The sequence below is a fragment of the Streptomyces zhaozhouensis genome (genome assembly GCF_900230195.1).
GTDB lineage: Bacteria > Actinomycetota > Actinomycetes > Streptomycetales > Streptomycetaceae > Streptomyces > Streptomyces zhaozhouensis.
In genome coordinates, this window is record NZ_OCNE01000004.1 from 290052 (window position 1) to 305027 (window position 14976).

Here is a 14976-nt window from a genome sequence, read left to right on the forward strand (position 1 = left end):
CCCCTCGGGTCACGGGCGCGGGTCGAGGTCCCGGCCGTGGAAGCGGGCGATCGCCGCGTTGAAGCGGGACAGGAGCGCGCGGAAGTCCGCGCGCTCCTGCTCGTTCCAGTCCTCGGTGAGCAGCGCGATCAGGGCGCGCCGGGAGGCGCGCACCTCCTCCAGCCGTTCCCGTCCCGGGGGTGTGAGCTGCAACAGCACCGCGCGCCCGTCCTCCGGGTCCGGGGCGCGGCGGACCAGGCCGGCGTCGACCAGCGGCGCGACCTGGCGGGTGACCGTGGACGAGTCGATGCCCATCGCGCCGGCCAGCGCCTTGACGCCGAGGGGGCCGTCCGCCTCCAGCCGGCTGAGCAGCAGATAGGCGGCGCGGTCCATCGAGTTGCGGGCCGGCCCCAGCCCGCCGAGCCGCGTCTGCTCGGCCCTGCGGCCGAAGACGGCGACCTCGTGCTGGAACGCGTCAAGCAGCGCGTCGCCGCCCGGCGCGTCGTCGTTCCGCGCGTCATCGTCCCGCGCGTCATCGTTTCCGTCGGTCGCGGCCGGCGGCGGGGGCTGGGGAGCGGTGGGTTCAGGCGTCGTCATGTCCGTCTGGTTCGCGGGGAGGAATGGGGGAGGGGCGGGCGTGCCGGGGGAACACATGCGGGCGGCACGAGCGGTGCGGCGCCCGGAGGGCCCTCCAGCCTAGCCGCCGCCGGTGGCGGCGTCCCCGGGCGCCGGCGGGGGAGTGGCCTGCGAGACTGGTGCCATGTCCACGCAACGCCGGCCCACCCTGGAGGACGTGCTCGCCGCCCAGAAGACGCTCTCCGGGGTGACCCGGGTGACCGCCCTCGAAGGCAGCAGGTACCTGAGTCGACTGGTCGGCGCGCCGGTCCTGTTGAAGTGCGAGAACCTTCAGCGCACCGGCTCGTTCAAGCTGCGCGGCGCCTACAACCGGATCGCCGCCCTCACGCCGCCCGACCGGGAGCGCGGGGTGGTCGCGGCGAGCGCGGGCAACCACGCGCAGGGCGTCGCGTTGGCCGCCTCGCTGCTCGGCGTCACCTCGACGGTCTTCATGCCGGTCGGCGCCCCGCTGCCGAAGGTGGCCGCGACCCGCGACTACGGGGCCTCCGTGCGGCTGGTCGGGCAGGTCGTCGACGAGACGCTGGCCGCCGCGACCGCCTACGCGAGGGAGTCCGGCGCGGTCTTCATCCACCCCTTCGACCACCCGGACGTGGTCGCGGGGCAGGGCACGTTGGGCCTCGAACTGCTGGAACAGTGCCCCGACGTGCGGACCGTGGTGATGAGCGTCGGCGGCGGCGGGCTGCTGGCCGGCGTGGCGCTGGCGATCAAGGCGCGCCGGCCCGACGTGCGGATCGTCGGCGTGCAGGCCGAGGGCGCCGCCGCCTACCCCAGGTCGCTGGCGGCCGGCCGGCCGCTGTCGCTGCCGGGGGCGGCCACCATGGCCGACGGCATCCGGGTGGGGCGGCCGGGGGACGTGCCGTTCGAGCTGGTGGCCGAGCTGGTCGACGACGTGCGGACCGTCTCGGAGAGCGCCCTCTCGGGCGCGCTGCTGCACTGCCTGGAACGCGCCAAGCTCGTCGTGGAGCCGGCCGGCGCCGCGCCGGTCGCGGCGCTGCTGGCGGAGCCTGAGGCGTTCGAGGGGCCGGTCGTGGCGGTGCTCTCGGGCGGGAACGTGGATCCCGTCGTGATGGAACGGACCCTGCGGCACGGGATGGCCGCCGCCGGCCGCTACCTCTCGCTGCGGCTGCGGCTCCCCGACCATCCGGGCGCGCTGGCGGCGCTGCTCGGGGTGCTGTCGGAGGTCGACGCTAACGTGCTGGCGGTGCACCACGTGCGGACCGATCCGCGGCTCGGGGTGAGCGAGGCGGAGGTCGAGCTGTGGCTGGAGACGAAGGGGCCGCGCCACTGCGACGAGGTCGTCGTCGCGCTGCGCGAGTCCGGGTACGGCGTCCTGTCCTGACGGTCGTTCCGCTCCCCGCGGTGGGCGGCGGCGGTGCGCCGGCGCCGCGCGGGCGGGTCGTGGGAGACGGGGGTTCCTGGTGGTCGGGGTGGGTGGATGACGGTGCGGCGGACGGCGACGGGACCGCGTTCCCTTTTAAGAACTATCGCGATACATCGCGTCTGTTCTAGAGTGGCGACCCTCGTGCGTTCGGGCCACCCTGGCCACCCAGACCTGATCGAGAGTGAGACCTCATGCCAGCCGCCATCTACGCCGAGGGTCTGGTCAAGACCTTCGGCGACGTCCGCGCGTTGGACGGCGTGGACATCGAAGTACCCGAGGGGACGGTGCTCGGCCTTCTCGGACCCAACGGCGCGGGCAAGACCACCGCCGTGCGCGTGCTCACCACCCTGCTGCGGCCGGACAGCGGCCGCGCGGAGGTCGCGGGCTTCGACGTCGTCACCCATCCGGGGGAGGTGCGCAGGTCCATCGGGCTCTCCGGCCAGTTCGCCGCCGTCGACGACTATCTGACCGGCCGGGAAAACCTCCAGATGGTCGGCCAGCTCTACCAGCTCACCGCGCGGGACGCCCGCCGCAGGGCGGACGCGCTGCTGGAGCGGTTCAACCTGGCGGACGCCGGTGACCGCACCGCCAAGACCTACTCGGGCGGGATGCGTCGCCGCCTCGACCTGGCGGCGGCGCTGGTGATCAGCCCGCCGGTGATGTTCATGGACGAGCCCACGACCGGCCTCGACCCGAGGAACCGCATGGCCCTGTGGGCCGTGATCGAGGAACTGGTCGCCGGCGGCACCACGTTGCTGCTGACCACGCAGTACCTGGAGGAGGCCGACCACCTGGCCGACAGCATCGCCGTCGTCGACCACGGCCAGGTCATCGCGCGCGGCACCTCGGACGAGCTGAAGAGCCGCAGCGGCGGCGACGTGGTCGAGGTCGTCGTCCACGCCCGCGAGCATCTGCCGGTCGCCGAGCGGATCCTGCGGCGGCTGGGGGACGGCGACACCACGCTGGTCGAGCACACGCGCAAGCTCAGCGTCCCGGCGGCCGGCGGGGCCAAGCTCCTCGCCGAGGTGATCCGCGAACTGGACGGCGAGGGCGTGGAGATCGACGACATCGGGCTGCGCCGGCCCACGCTGGACGACGTGTTCATCTCGCTCACCGGCCACGGCGCCGAGGAGGAGAACGGGATGCCCGCCACCGACGAGGCGACGGGCAAGGAGGGGGAGAAGTGAGCATCACCGCCCAGGAACCGAGCCCGAAGCCGATCCCGAGGCCGGGGGACCGGGTCTCGTTCCGCCAGAGCTGGCGGGACTCGATGGTCGTCGCCAAGCGCAACCTGCTGCGGATGCTGCGCATCCCCGAGGTCGTCATCTTCGGCCTGGTGCAGCCCATCATGTTCGTGGTGCTGTTCTCCTACGTCTTCGGCGGCTCCATCACGCTGCCCGGCGCGGGGAACGACTCGGGCGCCTACCGGGAGTTCCTGATGGGCGGCATCTTCGCCCAGACGGTCACCTTCGCCACCGCAGGCGCCAGCGCGGGCATCGCGGAGGACATGCAGAAGGGCATCATCGACCGCTTCCGTTCGCTGCCCATGGCGCGCGGCGCGGTGCTCACCGGGCGGACCTTCGCCGACCTGGTGCAGACGGCGGTGATCCTGCTGGTGCTGGCCCTGGTCGCGCTGCTGGTCGGCTGGCGTATGCGGGAGGGCGTGGTCGACGCGGTCGCCGGCTTCGGCCTGCTGCTGCTCCTCGGGTACGCGTTCACCTGGATCGGCGCGCTGATCGGCCTCTCCGTGCGCACCCCGGAGGCGGCGACCTCCGGCGGGCTGGTGTGGCTCTTCCCGCTGACCTTCGTCTCGGTCGCGTTCGTCCCCTCGGAGAACATGCCGTCGGTGCTCCAGCCCGTCGCCGAGTGGAACCCGTTCTCCGCGACCGTGCTCGCCGCCCGCGAGCTGTTCGGCAATCTTCCGCCGCACTACGAGGCCCCCGACGCCTGGCCGATGCAGCACCCGGCGCTGGCGTCGCTGCTGTGGTCGATCCTGATCATCGCGGTCTTCCGCACGCTGGCCGTCCGCAAGTACAAGCGCGCGGCCTCCTGACGCGCGCCGGGCGTCACCACACGCGCGGGGGTCTCGCTCCCGCGCGCCGGTTCCCGGACGGTCACGGCGTTCCGCGCCGTCCGGGAGCCGTCCCCACTCCGCCACGTACCGGTAACGACTTGGTCGAAATCGGCGTGAGCCCCCGTCCGCCGGGGCAGGCCAACTTCCCGGGCCGCTCCGAGCGTTGACCCGCGTTCAGGAGCGCTCCCACGCACCAGGCGGTGGCCGGACCACGGCGCGGGGACCCCGCGCGCGCCCGGCGGACGGGACGACGACGGGGAGGGACGACGGATGGCGGTGGAGACGGCGACGCTGGAGGAGCGGCATCGCGCGGAGGTCGATCGGCTGCTGCGCGACGCGGCCAAGGAGGAGGAGCGCCGCTCGGAGGGGCGGGTCTCGGCGGACCAGTTGCTGCGCCGCGCCGGCGGCTCGCTGGACGAGATCCTGCGTCCGGCGCGCGAGGAGTACGCGGCCTTCCGGGAGGCCGAGCAGGACAGCGCGCCGAGCCGGCTGGCCGACCGCTTCGCGCCCCGCTTCCTCGGCGGCCTCGCGGCGGCCGCGCTCTGCGCCGCCCTCGCCACGGTGCTGCTCGTCGGCTCGCTCAACGACTCGGCGACCGTCGCCTTCTACGACGGCGTGCTGGTGGCGCTGGCCGCCGTGGCGGGCTTCAGCCTCCAGGCGCTGCTGGCCCACTTCTGGTCCTCGGAACGGCACGCCGGCAGCCGCCAACAGCCCGGCGGCGTCGAACAGTTGCGGCTCGCCTGGCTGACCGCCGTCGAGGTGCGCGGCATCCGCCCCTATCTGGAGCAGCAGCGCGCCGTCGCGCCCCGCCGCCGCCAGCTCGGCGGCGCCCGGGGCTCCGGCCGCGTCTCCCGCACCACGGACCGCTCGGGCCGCGCCCGCGGCCGTTCCGTCCTCGGGCGCTCCTTCGACCGGCTGGCCGACCTGGAGCGGCCCTTCATCGGCCGTCGCCGCCACCTCGGCCAGATCGTGCAGTGGGTCAACCGCGACCGCGCCGCCACCGAGACCCAGCCCACCGTCGTCGTGCTGCACGGCCCCTCGGGCTCGGGCCGCACCACGCTCGCCGGCTGGGCCGCGCAGGAGACCCGCGAGCTGTTCCGCGGCGCCTGCCTGGTGGACCTGCGCGGCCAGAGCCAGGACCCGCTGCCCACCAGGGACGCCCTGCTGCACCTGATGAACCGGCTCGGCGCCCCCCGCGAGCAACTGCTCTTCCGCGAGGGCTCGGGCCGCGCCGCCGACGCCGGCCAGCTGTCCCGGCTCGCCGAGCGCTACCAGCAGCACCTCAGCGACCTGCCCGTGGTGATCATCCTCGACGACGCCACCGACGCCGAGCAGGTCTGCACCCTGATCCCCGCGCGCTCCCCCTCGCTGGTGCTGGTCACCGCGGCCGAGCCGCTCGACATCAGCCCCTCGTTCCCCGCCTCCGTCCACCAGCTGCCGATCGAGGCGCTGGACGACGACGCCGCCGAGGAACTGCTGCGCGCCTCCGTCGCCGACGGCGGCCGGATCGCGCCCGGCGCGCGCGACGAGAGCGGCTGGCGCGAGATCAACGAGCTGTGCGCCGGCCGGCCGATCCTGCTGCGGCTGGTCGGCTCGGCGCTCGACGAACGCTCGCCCACCGCCCTCGCCGACGACCTCGCCGCCTGGGGCCCGGCCGGTGACGAGGCCGCCGACCCCGCCGAGCGCGCCCTGCGGATGCGCTACCACGACCTGGACGAGACCGCCCGCCGGCTGCTGCGCCGACTGGCGCTCGCCGGCCGCGCCAGCCTCGGTGCCCGCGCCGCCGCCGCGCTGCTGGACGTCGGTCAGCGCGAGGCGGCCGACCAGTTGGAGCGGCTGGCCCAGGCCGGCCTGCTCAGCCATGTCCGGGGCAACCGCTACCGCCTGCACGAGCTGGTCCGCAGGTTCGCGCGCGCCCGGATGTACGAGGAGGACAGCGACCGCCAGGTGTCGGCCGCCCAGGAGCGGCTGATCCGCAGCTACGCCGAGCTGGCCGACACGGTGATCCGGCTGGTCGACGGCAAGACCTCGACCCGCGCCGACATGCTGCCGGCCGCCGCCGGCGGCCACGGCTTCGCCTCGCTGGACGCCGCGCTGCGCTGGCTGGACGACGAGACCAGCTTCATCACCTCGACCCTGCGCTACGCCGACGAGCGCGTCGACCGCCAGGCCGTCCAGCACCTGCTCGGCGCGCTGTGCGACTACTGCCTGCTCCGGGGCGACCTCTACCGCCTCGGCGAGCTGAACGAGCTGGCGGAGGCCGTCGACCAGGGGCTGCTGACGCGTTCCGTCCGCTGGCGGACCGGTGTCGCCGCCCGGCAGCTCGGCGAGCTGGACAAGTCGCGCTCCACGCTGACCTCCGTCGTCACCCTCTACCAGCAGGCGCGCCACGAGGCCGGTACCGCCCGCGCGCTGCGGGACCTCGGCATCACCCTGCAACACCAGGGCCAGTTGCGGGAGTCGGTGGAGAAACTGCGCCAGGCGCTCGACCTCCAGCGGGGCGAGGCGCTCGCCGGCGACCGGGCCTGGACGCTGCACGCCCTGGCCGCCGCCGAGCGCGAGTGCGGCCGGGTGCTCTCCGCCCGTCGGCTGCTGGCCGAGGCGCTGCCGCTGCACCAGGCGAGCGGCAGCGTGCACGGCGAGGCGTGGACCCGCTTCCAGCTGGGGCAGACCCTGCTGTGGCAGGGCGAGATCGCGGAAGGCGAGCGGGAGCTGCGCCTCTCCCTCGACCTCTACGAGCGCTCCCGCGACGTGCGGGGCGTGGCCTGGGCCGCCAGCGAGCTGGGCCTGGCCCGCGTCTACGACGGGGACGCCTCGGCGGCCGTCGACCAGTTGCGCGCCGCGCTCGCCCGGCACCAGGAGACGGAGGACGCGCGCGGCGAGGCGTGGACCCTGTACTACCTGGGCCAGGCGCTGGAGGAGGCCGGCGACACCACGGCCGCCGTCCGGGCCCTGGAACGCGCCCGCACCATGTTCAGCCGGATGCGGGACGTCTACGGGCTGGCCTGCACCCGGCAGCACTCGGCCCGGGTCACCAGGGACAGCCGCGCGGAGAAGACGGGCTCGCTGCGCAACAGCGGCTTCGCCCGCCAGTTGCTGACCGACGCCCGGCGGGACTACCAGCGGATCGGCGTCACGCACGGCGAGGCGTGGTCGGCGCTGGAGCTGGCCGTGATCGAGGCGGGCAACGAACGGCTCGGTCTCGCGCTGGAGTTGACCGACGAGGCGCTGGGGCTCTTCACCGCCGGCTACGGCGACGGCGGCCCCGACCTGCGCGGCGCGGACTGGGCGCAGTTCCTGCGGTGCACGCTGCTGCCGCTGGCCTCGCCCGGCGGCTCGGAGGTGGGGCAGGCGGTGGCGCAGCAGGAGCTCGCCGAGCTGCTGCGCGCCGAGCACCCGGCGCGCGACCCCCGGCTCGCGGACGCCGCGCACTCCCTGGCGCTGATGCTGGAGCGCGAGCAGGGCCCGGAGGCGGGCTGGTCCGCCTGGCGCCTGGGCATGGTGCCCCGGCGCGCGGCCCGCGACATCGTGGGCGTGCTGCCCCCCGAGGGCGGCGCGACGGACGCCCCGACGGGCGACCGCGCCCACGACGACCCGGCCGGCGGCGACCCGGTGGACGGGCGCTGACCGGCCGGGGCCGGCGTCGGCTTCCCCGAGCCCCGCGCGGGGCTCAGGAAGCGGTCGCCGGCCTGTCCTTGGCCGAGGGCTCGTCGGCGGCCGGCTCGCCGCCGTCGCGCGCCGCGGCGCTCTCCTCGAAGTCGATCCTGCCCAGGTGGCTGCTCATCGACTTCAGCAGCACCCAGACCCCGACACCGAGCACGGCGAACACGACGAAGCCCAGCACACCCGGGGTCACCGTGTACTCGGTCAGCTCCTTGGCGAGCGGAGTCACATCAGTCATGCCTCAATTGTCGCGGACACCGGCGAACAGGTCGGACTCGGGTAGCGAGGTGTCCACCAGGGACCGCGCCAGCTCGAAGTCCTCCGTCGGCCAGACCTCCTGCTGGATCTCCATCGGCACCCGGAACCAGCCGCCGTCCGGGTCGATCTGGGTGGCGTGCGCGATCAACGCCTTGTCCCGCACCGGGTAGTACTCGCCGCACGGCACCCGCGTGGTCAACTGCCGCTCCGGCATGGCCGAGTCGTCCCAGCGCTCCAGCCACTCCGCGTAGGGCGACTCCATGCCGCGCGCCAGCAGCGCCTCGTGCAGCGCGAGGGTGCGCGGCCTGTTGAAGCCCTGGTTGTAGTAGAGCTTCGACGGCTGCCACGGCGCGCCGGAGTCCGGGTAGCGCTCCGGGTCGCCGGCGGCGTCGAAGGCGACCATCGTGATCTTGTGGGTCATGATGTGGTCGGGGTGCGGGTAGCCGCCGTTCTCGTCGTAGGTGGTGATCACCTGCGGACGGAACGAGCGGATCAGCCGGACCAGCGGCTCGGCGGCCTCCTCCACGTCCTTCAGCGCGAAGCAGCCCTCCGGCAGCGGCGGCAGCGGGTCGCCCTCCGGCAGCCCGGAGTCGACGAAGCCGAGCCACTCCTGCCGGACGCCCAGGATCTCCCGCGCCTCGGCCATCTCCTTGGCCCGCACCTCGTGGATGTTCGCCTCGATATAAGGGTCGCCCTGGAGCTTGGGGTTGAGGATCGACCCCCGCTCACCGCCCGTGCAGGTGGCGACGAGCACCTCCACGCCCTCGGCCACGTACTTCGCCATCGCGGCGGCGCCCTTGCTGGACTCGTCGTCCGGGTGGGCGTGCACCGCCATGAGTCGCAGTTGCTCTGTCAACGCTCGGTCCTCGTCGTTCGGTCCTGGTCGTCTCGGCCCCGGAGACGCCTTCTATAGTGACGGATGGAACGGACACCGGTATTCCCGGTCCGCACCACGAGCACGCCGTGCCGACGACACCGAGAGGAGGAGCCGTGACCACAGCCCCCACCGGACCACCGGCGGGCCGCTACGGCCGCGACGCCTCCGACGACGGGGCGCGCGACCGGCGGCTCCGGCTCGTCGGGCTCGTGCTGGGCGTCGCCCTGGTGGGCTTCGTCGCCTGGGCCGGCTTCTCCTACATCGGAGAGCAACGCGTCTCAGGCCAGCTGACCGGCTTCGAGGTGACCTCCGACCAGGAGGTGGACGTCCATCTCGCGGTCCGCAAACCGGCCGACACCGAGGGTGTCTGTACGGTGCGGGCGCAGGCGGAGGACGGCCTGGAGGTCGGCAGGGCCGAGTTCCGCTTCGACCAGCCGGACGACAGCCTCCACGAGGCGGTCACCCTCCGCACCACGGCCCGCGCCACGTCGGCGGAGCTGATGGGGTGCTCGGCGGCCGGCCAGGAGGAATAGCGGCCGGCGCGCGGCGTCGGACCCCCGCGGACCCCCGGTGACCTGCCACAACCCGTACCGGGTTTGTGGCGGAGCGCGCAGGGTAATCCTTCCGCACATCGACCGTTTCGTTGTTAGAGTCGATATTTCGATCGATGGTCCGCCCGCCCAGGAGCGCACATGTCTGGGACGGGCCTTGTTTTTATCCCCTCTTGCTACCCGAGGAGCACCTGTGACGCAGACCAGCGACACTGTCACCTGGCTGACCCAGGAGGCGTATGACCAGCTGAAGGCGGAGCTGGATCACTTGTCGGGTCCTGCCCGCGTCGAGATCGCGAAGAAGATCGAGGCGGCTCGTGAAGAGGGCGATCTCAAGGAGAACGCCGGTTACCACGCGGCCAAGGAGGAGCAGGGGAAGATGGAGGCGCGCGTGCGCCAGCTGACCCAGCTCCTGGAGACCGCGCAGGTGGGAGAGGCACCCGCCGACACCGGCGTGGTCGCCCCCGGCATGGTCGTGACCATCGCCTTCGACGGCGACAAGGACGACACGATGACCTTCCTGCTGGCGTCCCGGGAGTTCGCCACCTCGGACATCGACACCTACTCGCCCCAGTCCCCGCTCGGCGGCGCCGTGCTGGGCAAGAAGGTCGGCCAGAACGCCACCTACGAGCTGCCCAACGGCAGCAGCGCCTCGGTCCAGGTCCTGGAGGCCAAGCCCTACCAGGCGTCCTGACCCCTCCCGGCCCACGGCACGGCCGTGGGCCGGCGCCCCCGTATCCCGTCGCCGGGCCCGCGTGTGGGGCGTGCCGCCGCGTTCAGGGCCTCAACAGGGCCTTGACCGCGCGGCGTTCGTCCATCGCCCGGTAGCCCTCGGCGACCTGGTCGAGGGGCAGGGCGAGGTCGAAGACCCGGCCCGGGTCGATCCGGCCCGACAGCACCCGTTCGATCAGGTCCGGCGCCGCGGACCCCGCACCCCGGCCTGCGCTGGACGCCCGACGCCATCACCGCGGGTCCGGCGTACGTCAGCAACGGGCGCATGGACCTGCTCGCCGAGCCCGGCCTCAGCCTCACCGACCACGCGGCCGAGCCCGGCTCCGCCGACGAGGAACGTTTGCACCTGCTGGCCTCCTGGTCGGCGACGACTGCGGCTGCGGCTGCCGAGGCCGCCGTGCCGCGGGATGGGCCGCCGGTATAGCGATTGCTATACTCGGGCTGTGGATGGCGAGTGGGAGATCTTTCTCGTGGACGAGGTCCGCGAGTGGATCGACAATCTGGACGGAGCCGCCTTGGCTCGTGTGGTGCAGGCGCTCGACGCGCTTGCGGACGGGGGTCCCGGACTGGGGCGTCCGCTGGTCGATACCGTCCATGACTCGTCGATAGCCAACCTGAAGGAGCTGCGGCCGGGAACGGTGCGCATCCTCTTCGTCTTCGACCCGTGGCGCAGCAGCATTCTGCTGGTCGCGGGAGACAAGTCCGGTCGGTGGAATGAGTGGTACAGGGAAGCGATTCCGCTGGCCGAACAGCGCTACTCCGCGTATCTGAAGGAACGAGCTCGGGAAGAAGGTGGATCGACATGAGTGGCTACAGCCGTTGGCAGGACATCCGTGCCGAGTACGTTGACCGTGCCGGTGGAGAGGACGCCGTACGGGAGGGCAGGGAGGCGCTGCTCGCGGAGATGACCGGGCGGCGGTTGGCGGAGCTGCGGCGGGCTCGTGGGTTGACGCAGCAGGACGTGGCCGACCGTATGGGCGTCACCAAGGGGCGCGTGTCTCAGATCGAACGTGGCCACCTGTCCGGGCAGGACGTTCTCGCGCGGTTCGCCACCGCGCTCGGTGGCCGGCTGCATCAGGCCATCTACTTCGACGACGGCGACATCGCAGCCATCGCCTGACGCGCCGCGTTCGTCAGGAGGTCGGACAAACACTTTCGGGCGATTCTCCGTAGGGGTGTGCGGCGGCACGTCCTCGGTTTTCTTTAACTTCCTGTAACGAGGCGACTACGAGACTGAGTTGTAGGCGCTACCCTGACCAGGGGTTTCGCGATGCCCTTCGATTGGGGGAAGTTGATGGCCACCACCGCCGCAAAGCCGGAAGCCAAGCCCGCCGCTCCGGCCCGCAAGAGGTTCATGGACGAGTTGGCGAGACTCCGGGAGGAGTCCGGCCTGTCGCTCGGGGCGCTGTCCGAACGCGTCCGGTTCGACCGCTCGTACCTGAACAGACTCGAACGCGGCGAGCGCATCGGCGACTTGGAGACGGCCCGCAGGCTGGACGAGGTGTACGGGACGGGGCGCGGCCTCCAGAACCTGTGGTGGCTGGCGAAGGAAGAGGCTTATCCGGGGCGGTACCAGCGGTACATGGAGCTGGAGAGCATCGCCCGGGTGATTCAGCGATACGTACCACAGACGATTCCCGGCATCCTCCAGACCGAGGAGTACGCCAGGGAGCAGCTGTGGTCCGGCCCCCACCGCCCGGAGGAAGAGGTAGAGCTGGCGAACCAGTTGACGCTGCGGATCGGCCGCCAGGAGAAGGTGCGTCGTGAGGAGTCCCCCGTCCATGCCCGCTTCGTGCTGGACGAGTCCATCTTCGGGCGGCGGTTGAGCGATCGAGCGGCCTGGCTCCGGCAGCTTCAACGGCTGATCGACGACGCCAAGCTGCCCAATGTGACGATTCAGGTGTTGCCCTTGAGTACCGGGCTGCACGATCTGCTGGGCGGCTCCGTTGCTCTTCTCTGGCTCCCGGACGGTACCTCCGCCGCCTACCAGGAGCACGCCAAGGGCGGCGAGGTGATCGAGGAGCCGGAGGAGGTGGAGCAGTTGAAGCTCTCCTACGATGAGATCAGCGCTCGTGCGCTATCCCCCTTGGACTCCCTGGAGTTCATCCGCACCCAGATGAAGGAAGGCTAGAGACCATGCGAGCCTCCCACCCCAACCTCGACGCCGCACGGTGGCGCAAGTCCAGCTACAGCAACGGCGGCGACAACAACTGCGTGGAGGTGGCGGACGGTTACCCGGGCGTGGTTCCCGTGCGTGACTCCAAGACCCCCAGTGGCGCGGCGCTGATCATCCCGGCCGCCGCCTGGGCGAGCTTCGTCGACCACCTCGCCCGCTGACCGAAACCAGCGCGCGGCGTTCCGCCGCACCGTGACTCGGGAAGGCTGGAAGCTATGCGAGCCTCACACCCCGATCCGAACACCGCGCGCTGGCGCAGGTCCAGCTACAGCAACGGCGGAAGCAACAACTGCGTGGAGGTGGCGGACGGTTACCCGGGCATCGTTCCCGTGCGTGACTCCAAGACGCCCGGCGGCGCGGCGCTGATCATCCCGGCCGCCGCCTGGGCAAGCTTCGTCGATCACTTCAGCCGTTGACCGTAACCAGCGCGCGGCGTTCCGCCGCACCGGGGCAGGGCCGGCGAAGGTGGTCTCGCGCAGTGAGCACCTGGCGAAGATCACGGGTCCGGCGGCGCGCCGTTTTATGGGCGCGGCCATGTGACGGCCTGCCCCGCGGGGGTGACGGTGATCTCGAACCGTTCCAGCGGTGGTGAGCCGTCGCGCCGCCAGTGAGTGACGTGCTCCGCGACCGCGTCCCACAGCCGCGCCGGGCCTCCTTGCCGGACCGTCCAGGTGTCCCCGTGCTGCGCGAGCGCCGCCCAGGAGGCGGACTCCACGTCGATCAGGACGTGTTCGGTGCGGCCGTCGCGCTCCAGACTGATGCGCTGTGCCCGGGGGGTGGCCAGCTGGGCCACGAACCTGGTGTCCCAGTCGTCCAGGGCGTCCGCGCCGACCGAGGTCGGTTGTTCGTCCCCGCCGTCCAGGTCGGGCAGCATCCCCAGCGGCGGCGGTAGCTGGGTCCGGGCGAGCATGAACGACACCTGACCGCCGAGGAATCGTCCGCGCGCGGTGCCGTCCTCGGCGACGGTCAGGCGGGCCAGCTCGGAGGAGTACATCCAGCCGCACAGCGTGGCGAGGATGATCCCGCCAGGCCGCGTCTGCTCCACCCAGGCGTAGGGCAGGCGGACAACACCGCAGGTGGCGATGGTCCGGTCACGCTGCCCGCCGTCCTTGTCGCCGGTGAGCCCGTTCCCCACGATCAGGTTCGGGAAGTAGCCGGACGCCCCGAGCGCGACGCCGGCCGACGCGGACACGTCCTGATCCACCTCCACAGACGTGACCGCGTCGTCACCGCTCCGATGGCAGAGCAGGCCCGTGGAGTAACCGGTGCCGATCTCCAGCACGTTGTGGCCGTCCTCGACCTGGAGTTCTTCCAGCATCCTCACCACCAGGGACGGCATGGTGCGCGACGACGTGGGCGCGCGCAGGATCGCCCCCCGCACGTCCCGGGGGGCGATCGTCCCGGCGATCTGGGTCACCAGGGACTCGTCCGCGTAGCAGCGCGCCAGCCACCGGGGATCGTCCGGGAGCACCGGGGTCCAGGCGGTCGGCCCCGGCCCGTCCACGCGCTCGAAGTACCCGCCGCGCAGATACTCGTGGCGGGGCACGTCCTCCACCGCCGTCCGCCACGGGGCGGTCCGCAGGTGGCCGCCCTCGGCCAACTGGTCGGCCAGGCGCAGGCGGAGGGATTTGTCGTCGGTCGGGTCGGTCGGGTCGGTCACGTGGGTTTCCTCTCCAGCAGGTCGGCCATGGCCGCGATCATGGGTAGCCCGGTCTCAGGCTCCAGCCACGCCCACTGTCCGGACGGGTTGCAGTCCCCTTTTCCGACCGCTGTCGCTGACTTTGAGGCTTTGACCTGCTGTTTCACGTGGCGTGCATGTTCGCGATGTGGGTTCATGGGGTGGGGTCGAGTTGGGGTGCCGGTAAGAATGCTGTCACCAGCCGCAAACGGCGGTGATCACTCCTCGGACCTGGTGGGTTGGGGCAGTTCCGGCGCGTTCGTCGCCTCAGCGAGTGCGAGGCGACCACCCTTCAGCTCAGGCACGTAGTTGTAGATCGTGTTCCTGGAGACGCCGAGGAGCTTCGCGATCGAGGTGACGGTGTTCTCCGGGCGGGCGAGCAGGTCGCGGGCGTGACATACCTGTTCCTCCGTCATCGCCGGCGGGCGGCCGAGTCGGGCGCCGCGGGCGCGGGCGGCGTCCAGGCCCTCGTTGGTGCCCTGCACGATGAGTTCGCGGATGAACTCCGCGAGCGCCGCGAACACGTGGAAGACCAGGCGCCCGCCGGGCGTGGTCGTGTCGATTGCCTCGTGCAGCGAGGTGAAGCCGACGCCGCGCTTGCGTAGGCCGGACACGATCGCGATGAGGTCCTGGATGGAACGGCCGAGCCGGTCCAGCGACGGGACGACGAGGGTGTCGCCCTCGCGCAGGTAGTCGAGGGCCTTCCACAGTTCCTCGCGTTCGGCGTTCCTGCCGGACTTCTTGTCGGAGAAGATCCGGATGCAGCCCGCTGTGTTGAGTGCGTGGACCTGCCGGTCGAGCAACTGTCCCTTGGTGGACACGCGTGCGTATCCCACAAGGTCGCCGGTCCGTACGGCCGGAACGGGGGCGAGGAGATCGGCGGTGTCGTCGTCCTGGGGTGGCTGCACCCGCCAAATCGTACAGAAAAGGGTGCCGCCCAAGTTCTTGAGCACATCGACTTTCTGACACCG

The 14976-nt window shown here is 72.1% G+C and carries 17 protein-coding genes and 2 pseudogenes; 12 read left to right on the top strand and 7 right to left on the bottom strand.

Annotated elements, in window-relative coordinates; all coding sequences use genetic code 11:
• Nucleotides 1–9: 9 nt before the first annotated feature.
• Complete coding sequence (locus CRP51_RS09365; RefSeq protein WP_097230570.1) at nucleotides 10–576, bottom strand: MarR family winged helix-turn-helix transcriptional regulator; 567 nt, start codon at nucleotides 574–576, stop codon at nucleotides 10–12.
• 163 nt (nucleotides 577–739) lie between these two features.
• Between CRP51_RS09365 and ilvA the strand changes: the two genes are divergently transcribed.
• The 4 genes from ilvA to CRP51_RS09385 all read left to right on the top strand — a co-directional run bounded on the left by ilvA (nucleotide 740) and on the right by CRP51_RS09385 (nucleotide 7697).
• The gene (ilvA, locus tag CRP51_RS09370) at nucleotides 740–1954 is read left to right on the top strand and encodes a threonine ammonia-lyase (protein ID WP_097230571.1); all 1215 of its coding nucleotides are present in this window, start codon (nucleotides 740–742) and stop codon (nucleotides 1952–1954) included.
• 233 nt (nucleotides 1955–2187) lie between these two features.
• Nucleotides 2188–3183: an ATP-binding cassette domain-containing protein gene (locus CRP51_RS09375; RefSeq protein ID WP_097230572.1), complete on the top strand. Its 996-nt coding sequence runs from the start codon at nucleotides 2188–2190 to the stop codon at nucleotides 3181–3183.
• 32 nt (nucleotides 3184–3215) lie between these two features.
• A complete protein-coding gene (locus CRP51_RS09380; RefSeq protein WP_484422040.1) occupies nucleotides 3216–4049 on the top strand; it encodes an ABC transporter permease in 834 nt (277 codons plus the stop codon).
• Between the two features lie 291 nt (nucleotides 4050–4340).
• Nucleotides 4341–7697: a tetratricopeptide repeat protein gene (locus CRP51_RS09385; protein WP_170970483.1), complete on the top strand. Its 3357-nt coding sequence runs from the start codon at nucleotides 4341–4343 to the stop codon at nucleotides 7695–7697.
• Between the two features lie 43 nt (nucleotides 7698–7740).
• Here CRP51_RS09385 and CRP51_RS09390 read toward each other — a convergent pair whose 3' ends face one another.
• Both CRP51_RS09390 and mca read right to left on the bottom strand, forming a co-directional pair.
• On the bottom strand, nucleotides 7741–7971 hold the full coding sequence (locus CRP51_RS09390; protein WP_097230573.1) for a hypothetical protein: 231 nt from the start codon (nucleotides 7969–7971) through the stop codon (nucleotides 7741–7743).
• Between the two features lie 3 nt (nucleotides 7972–7974).
• Nucleotides 7975–8847: a mycothiol conjugate amidase Mca gene (mca, locus tag CRP51_RS09395; protein ID WP_097230574.1), complete on the bottom strand. Its 873-nt coding sequence runs from the start codon at nucleotides 8845–8847 to the stop codon at nucleotides 7975–7977.
• A 134-nt stretch (nucleotides 8848–8981) separates the two neighbouring features.
• On the opposite strand from mca, the gene CRP51_RS09400 reads away from it, so the two are divergent.
• Nucleotides 8982–9401, top strand: coding sequence for a DUF4307 domain-containing protein (locus tag CRP51_RS09400; protein WP_097230575.1), 420 nt, complete (start codon nucleotides 8982–8984; stop codon nucleotides 9399–9401).
• Nucleotides 9402–9612: 211 nt separating this feature from the next.
• Nucleotides 9613–10113 carry a transcription elongation factor GreA gene (gene greA / locus CRP51_RS09405; RefSeq protein ID WP_097230576.1) on the top strand — a complete coding sequence of 167 codons (501 nt, stop codon included), beginning with the start codon at nucleotides 9613–9615 and terminating at the stop codon, nucleotides 10111–10113.
• A gap of 82 nt (nucleotides 10114–10195) precedes the next feature.
• Here the strand turns inward: greA and CRP51_RS09410 are convergent.
• Nucleotides 10196–10336 (bottom strand): annotated as a pseudogene (locus CRP51_RS09410) (IMP dehydrogenase); the annotation flags it as partial.
• Nucleotides 10337–10416: 80 nt separating this feature from the next.
• On the opposite strand from CRP51_RS09410, the gene CRP51_RS29135 reads away from it, so the two are divergent.
• From CRP51_RS29135 to CRP51_RS09435, 6 genes are all read left to right on the top strand, one after another.
• The gene (locus tag CRP51_RS29135) at nucleotides 10417–10575 is read left to right on the top strand and encodes a hypothetical protein (protein WP_170184633.1); all 159 of its coding nucleotides are present in this window, start codon (nucleotides 10417–10419) and stop codon (nucleotides 10573–10575) included.
• 19 nt (nucleotides 10576–10594) lie between these two features.
• Complete coding sequence (locus CRP51_RS09415) at nucleotides 10595–10957, top strand: type II toxin-antitoxin system RelE/ParE family toxin (protein ID WP_211367446.1); 363 nt, start codon at nucleotides 10595–10597, stop codon at nucleotides 10955–10957.
• On the top strand, nucleotides 10954–11271 hold the full coding sequence (locus CRP51_RS09420; protein WP_097230578.1) for a helix-turn-helix domain-containing protein: 318 nt from the start codon (nucleotides 10954–10956) through the stop codon (nucleotides 11269–11271). The genes CRP51_RS09415 and CRP51_RS09420 overlap by 4 nt, the downstream gene beginning before the upstream one ends.
• A 174-nt stretch (nucleotides 11272–11445) precedes the next feature.
• Nucleotides 11446–12282 carry a helix-turn-helix domain-containing protein gene (locus CRP51_RS09425; protein WP_170970485.1) on the top strand — a complete coding sequence of 279 codons (837 nt, stop codon included), beginning with the start codon at nucleotides 11446–11448 and terminating at the stop codon, nucleotides 12280–12282.
• 5 nt (nucleotides 12283–12287) lie between these two features.
• A complete protein-coding gene (locus CRP51_RS09430) occupies nucleotides 12288–12488 on the top strand; it encodes a DUF397 domain-containing protein (RefSeq protein WP_097230580.1) in 201 nt (66 codons plus the stop codon).
• A gap of 54 nt (nucleotides 12489–12542) precedes the next feature.
• Nucleotides 12543–12743, top strand: coding sequence for a DUF397 domain-containing protein (locus tag CRP51_RS09435; RefSeq protein ID WP_097230581.1), 201 nt, complete (start codon nucleotides 12543–12545; stop codon nucleotides 12741–12743).
• 104 nt (nucleotides 12744–12847) lie between these two features.
• On the opposite strand, the gene tgmC is transcribed toward CRP51_RS09435, so the two are convergent.
• The 3 genes and pseudogenes from tgmC to CRP51_RS09445 form a co-directional block, all read right to left on the bottom strand.
• Nucleotides 12848–13987: an ATP-grasp peptide maturase system methyltransferase gene (gene tgmC, locus CRP51_RS09440; protein WP_097230582.1), complete on the bottom strand. Its 1140-nt coding sequence runs from the start codon at nucleotides 13985–13987 to the stop codon at nucleotides 12848–12850.
• A pseudogene (locus CRP51_RS30225) lies at nucleotides 13984–14082 on the bottom strand (ATP-grasp ribosomal peptide maturase); the annotation flags it as partial. The gene tgmC and the pseudogene CRP51_RS30225, both read right to left, overlap by 4 nt.
• A 141-nt stretch (nucleotides 14083–14223) precedes the next feature.
• Nucleotides 14224–14913, bottom strand: a complete 690-nt coding sequence (locus tag CRP51_RS09445) for a recombinase family protein (protein ID WP_097230583.1) — start codon at nucleotides 14911–14913, stop codon at nucleotides 14224–14226.
• Between the last annotated feature and the right edge of the window lie 63 nt (nucleotides 14914–14976).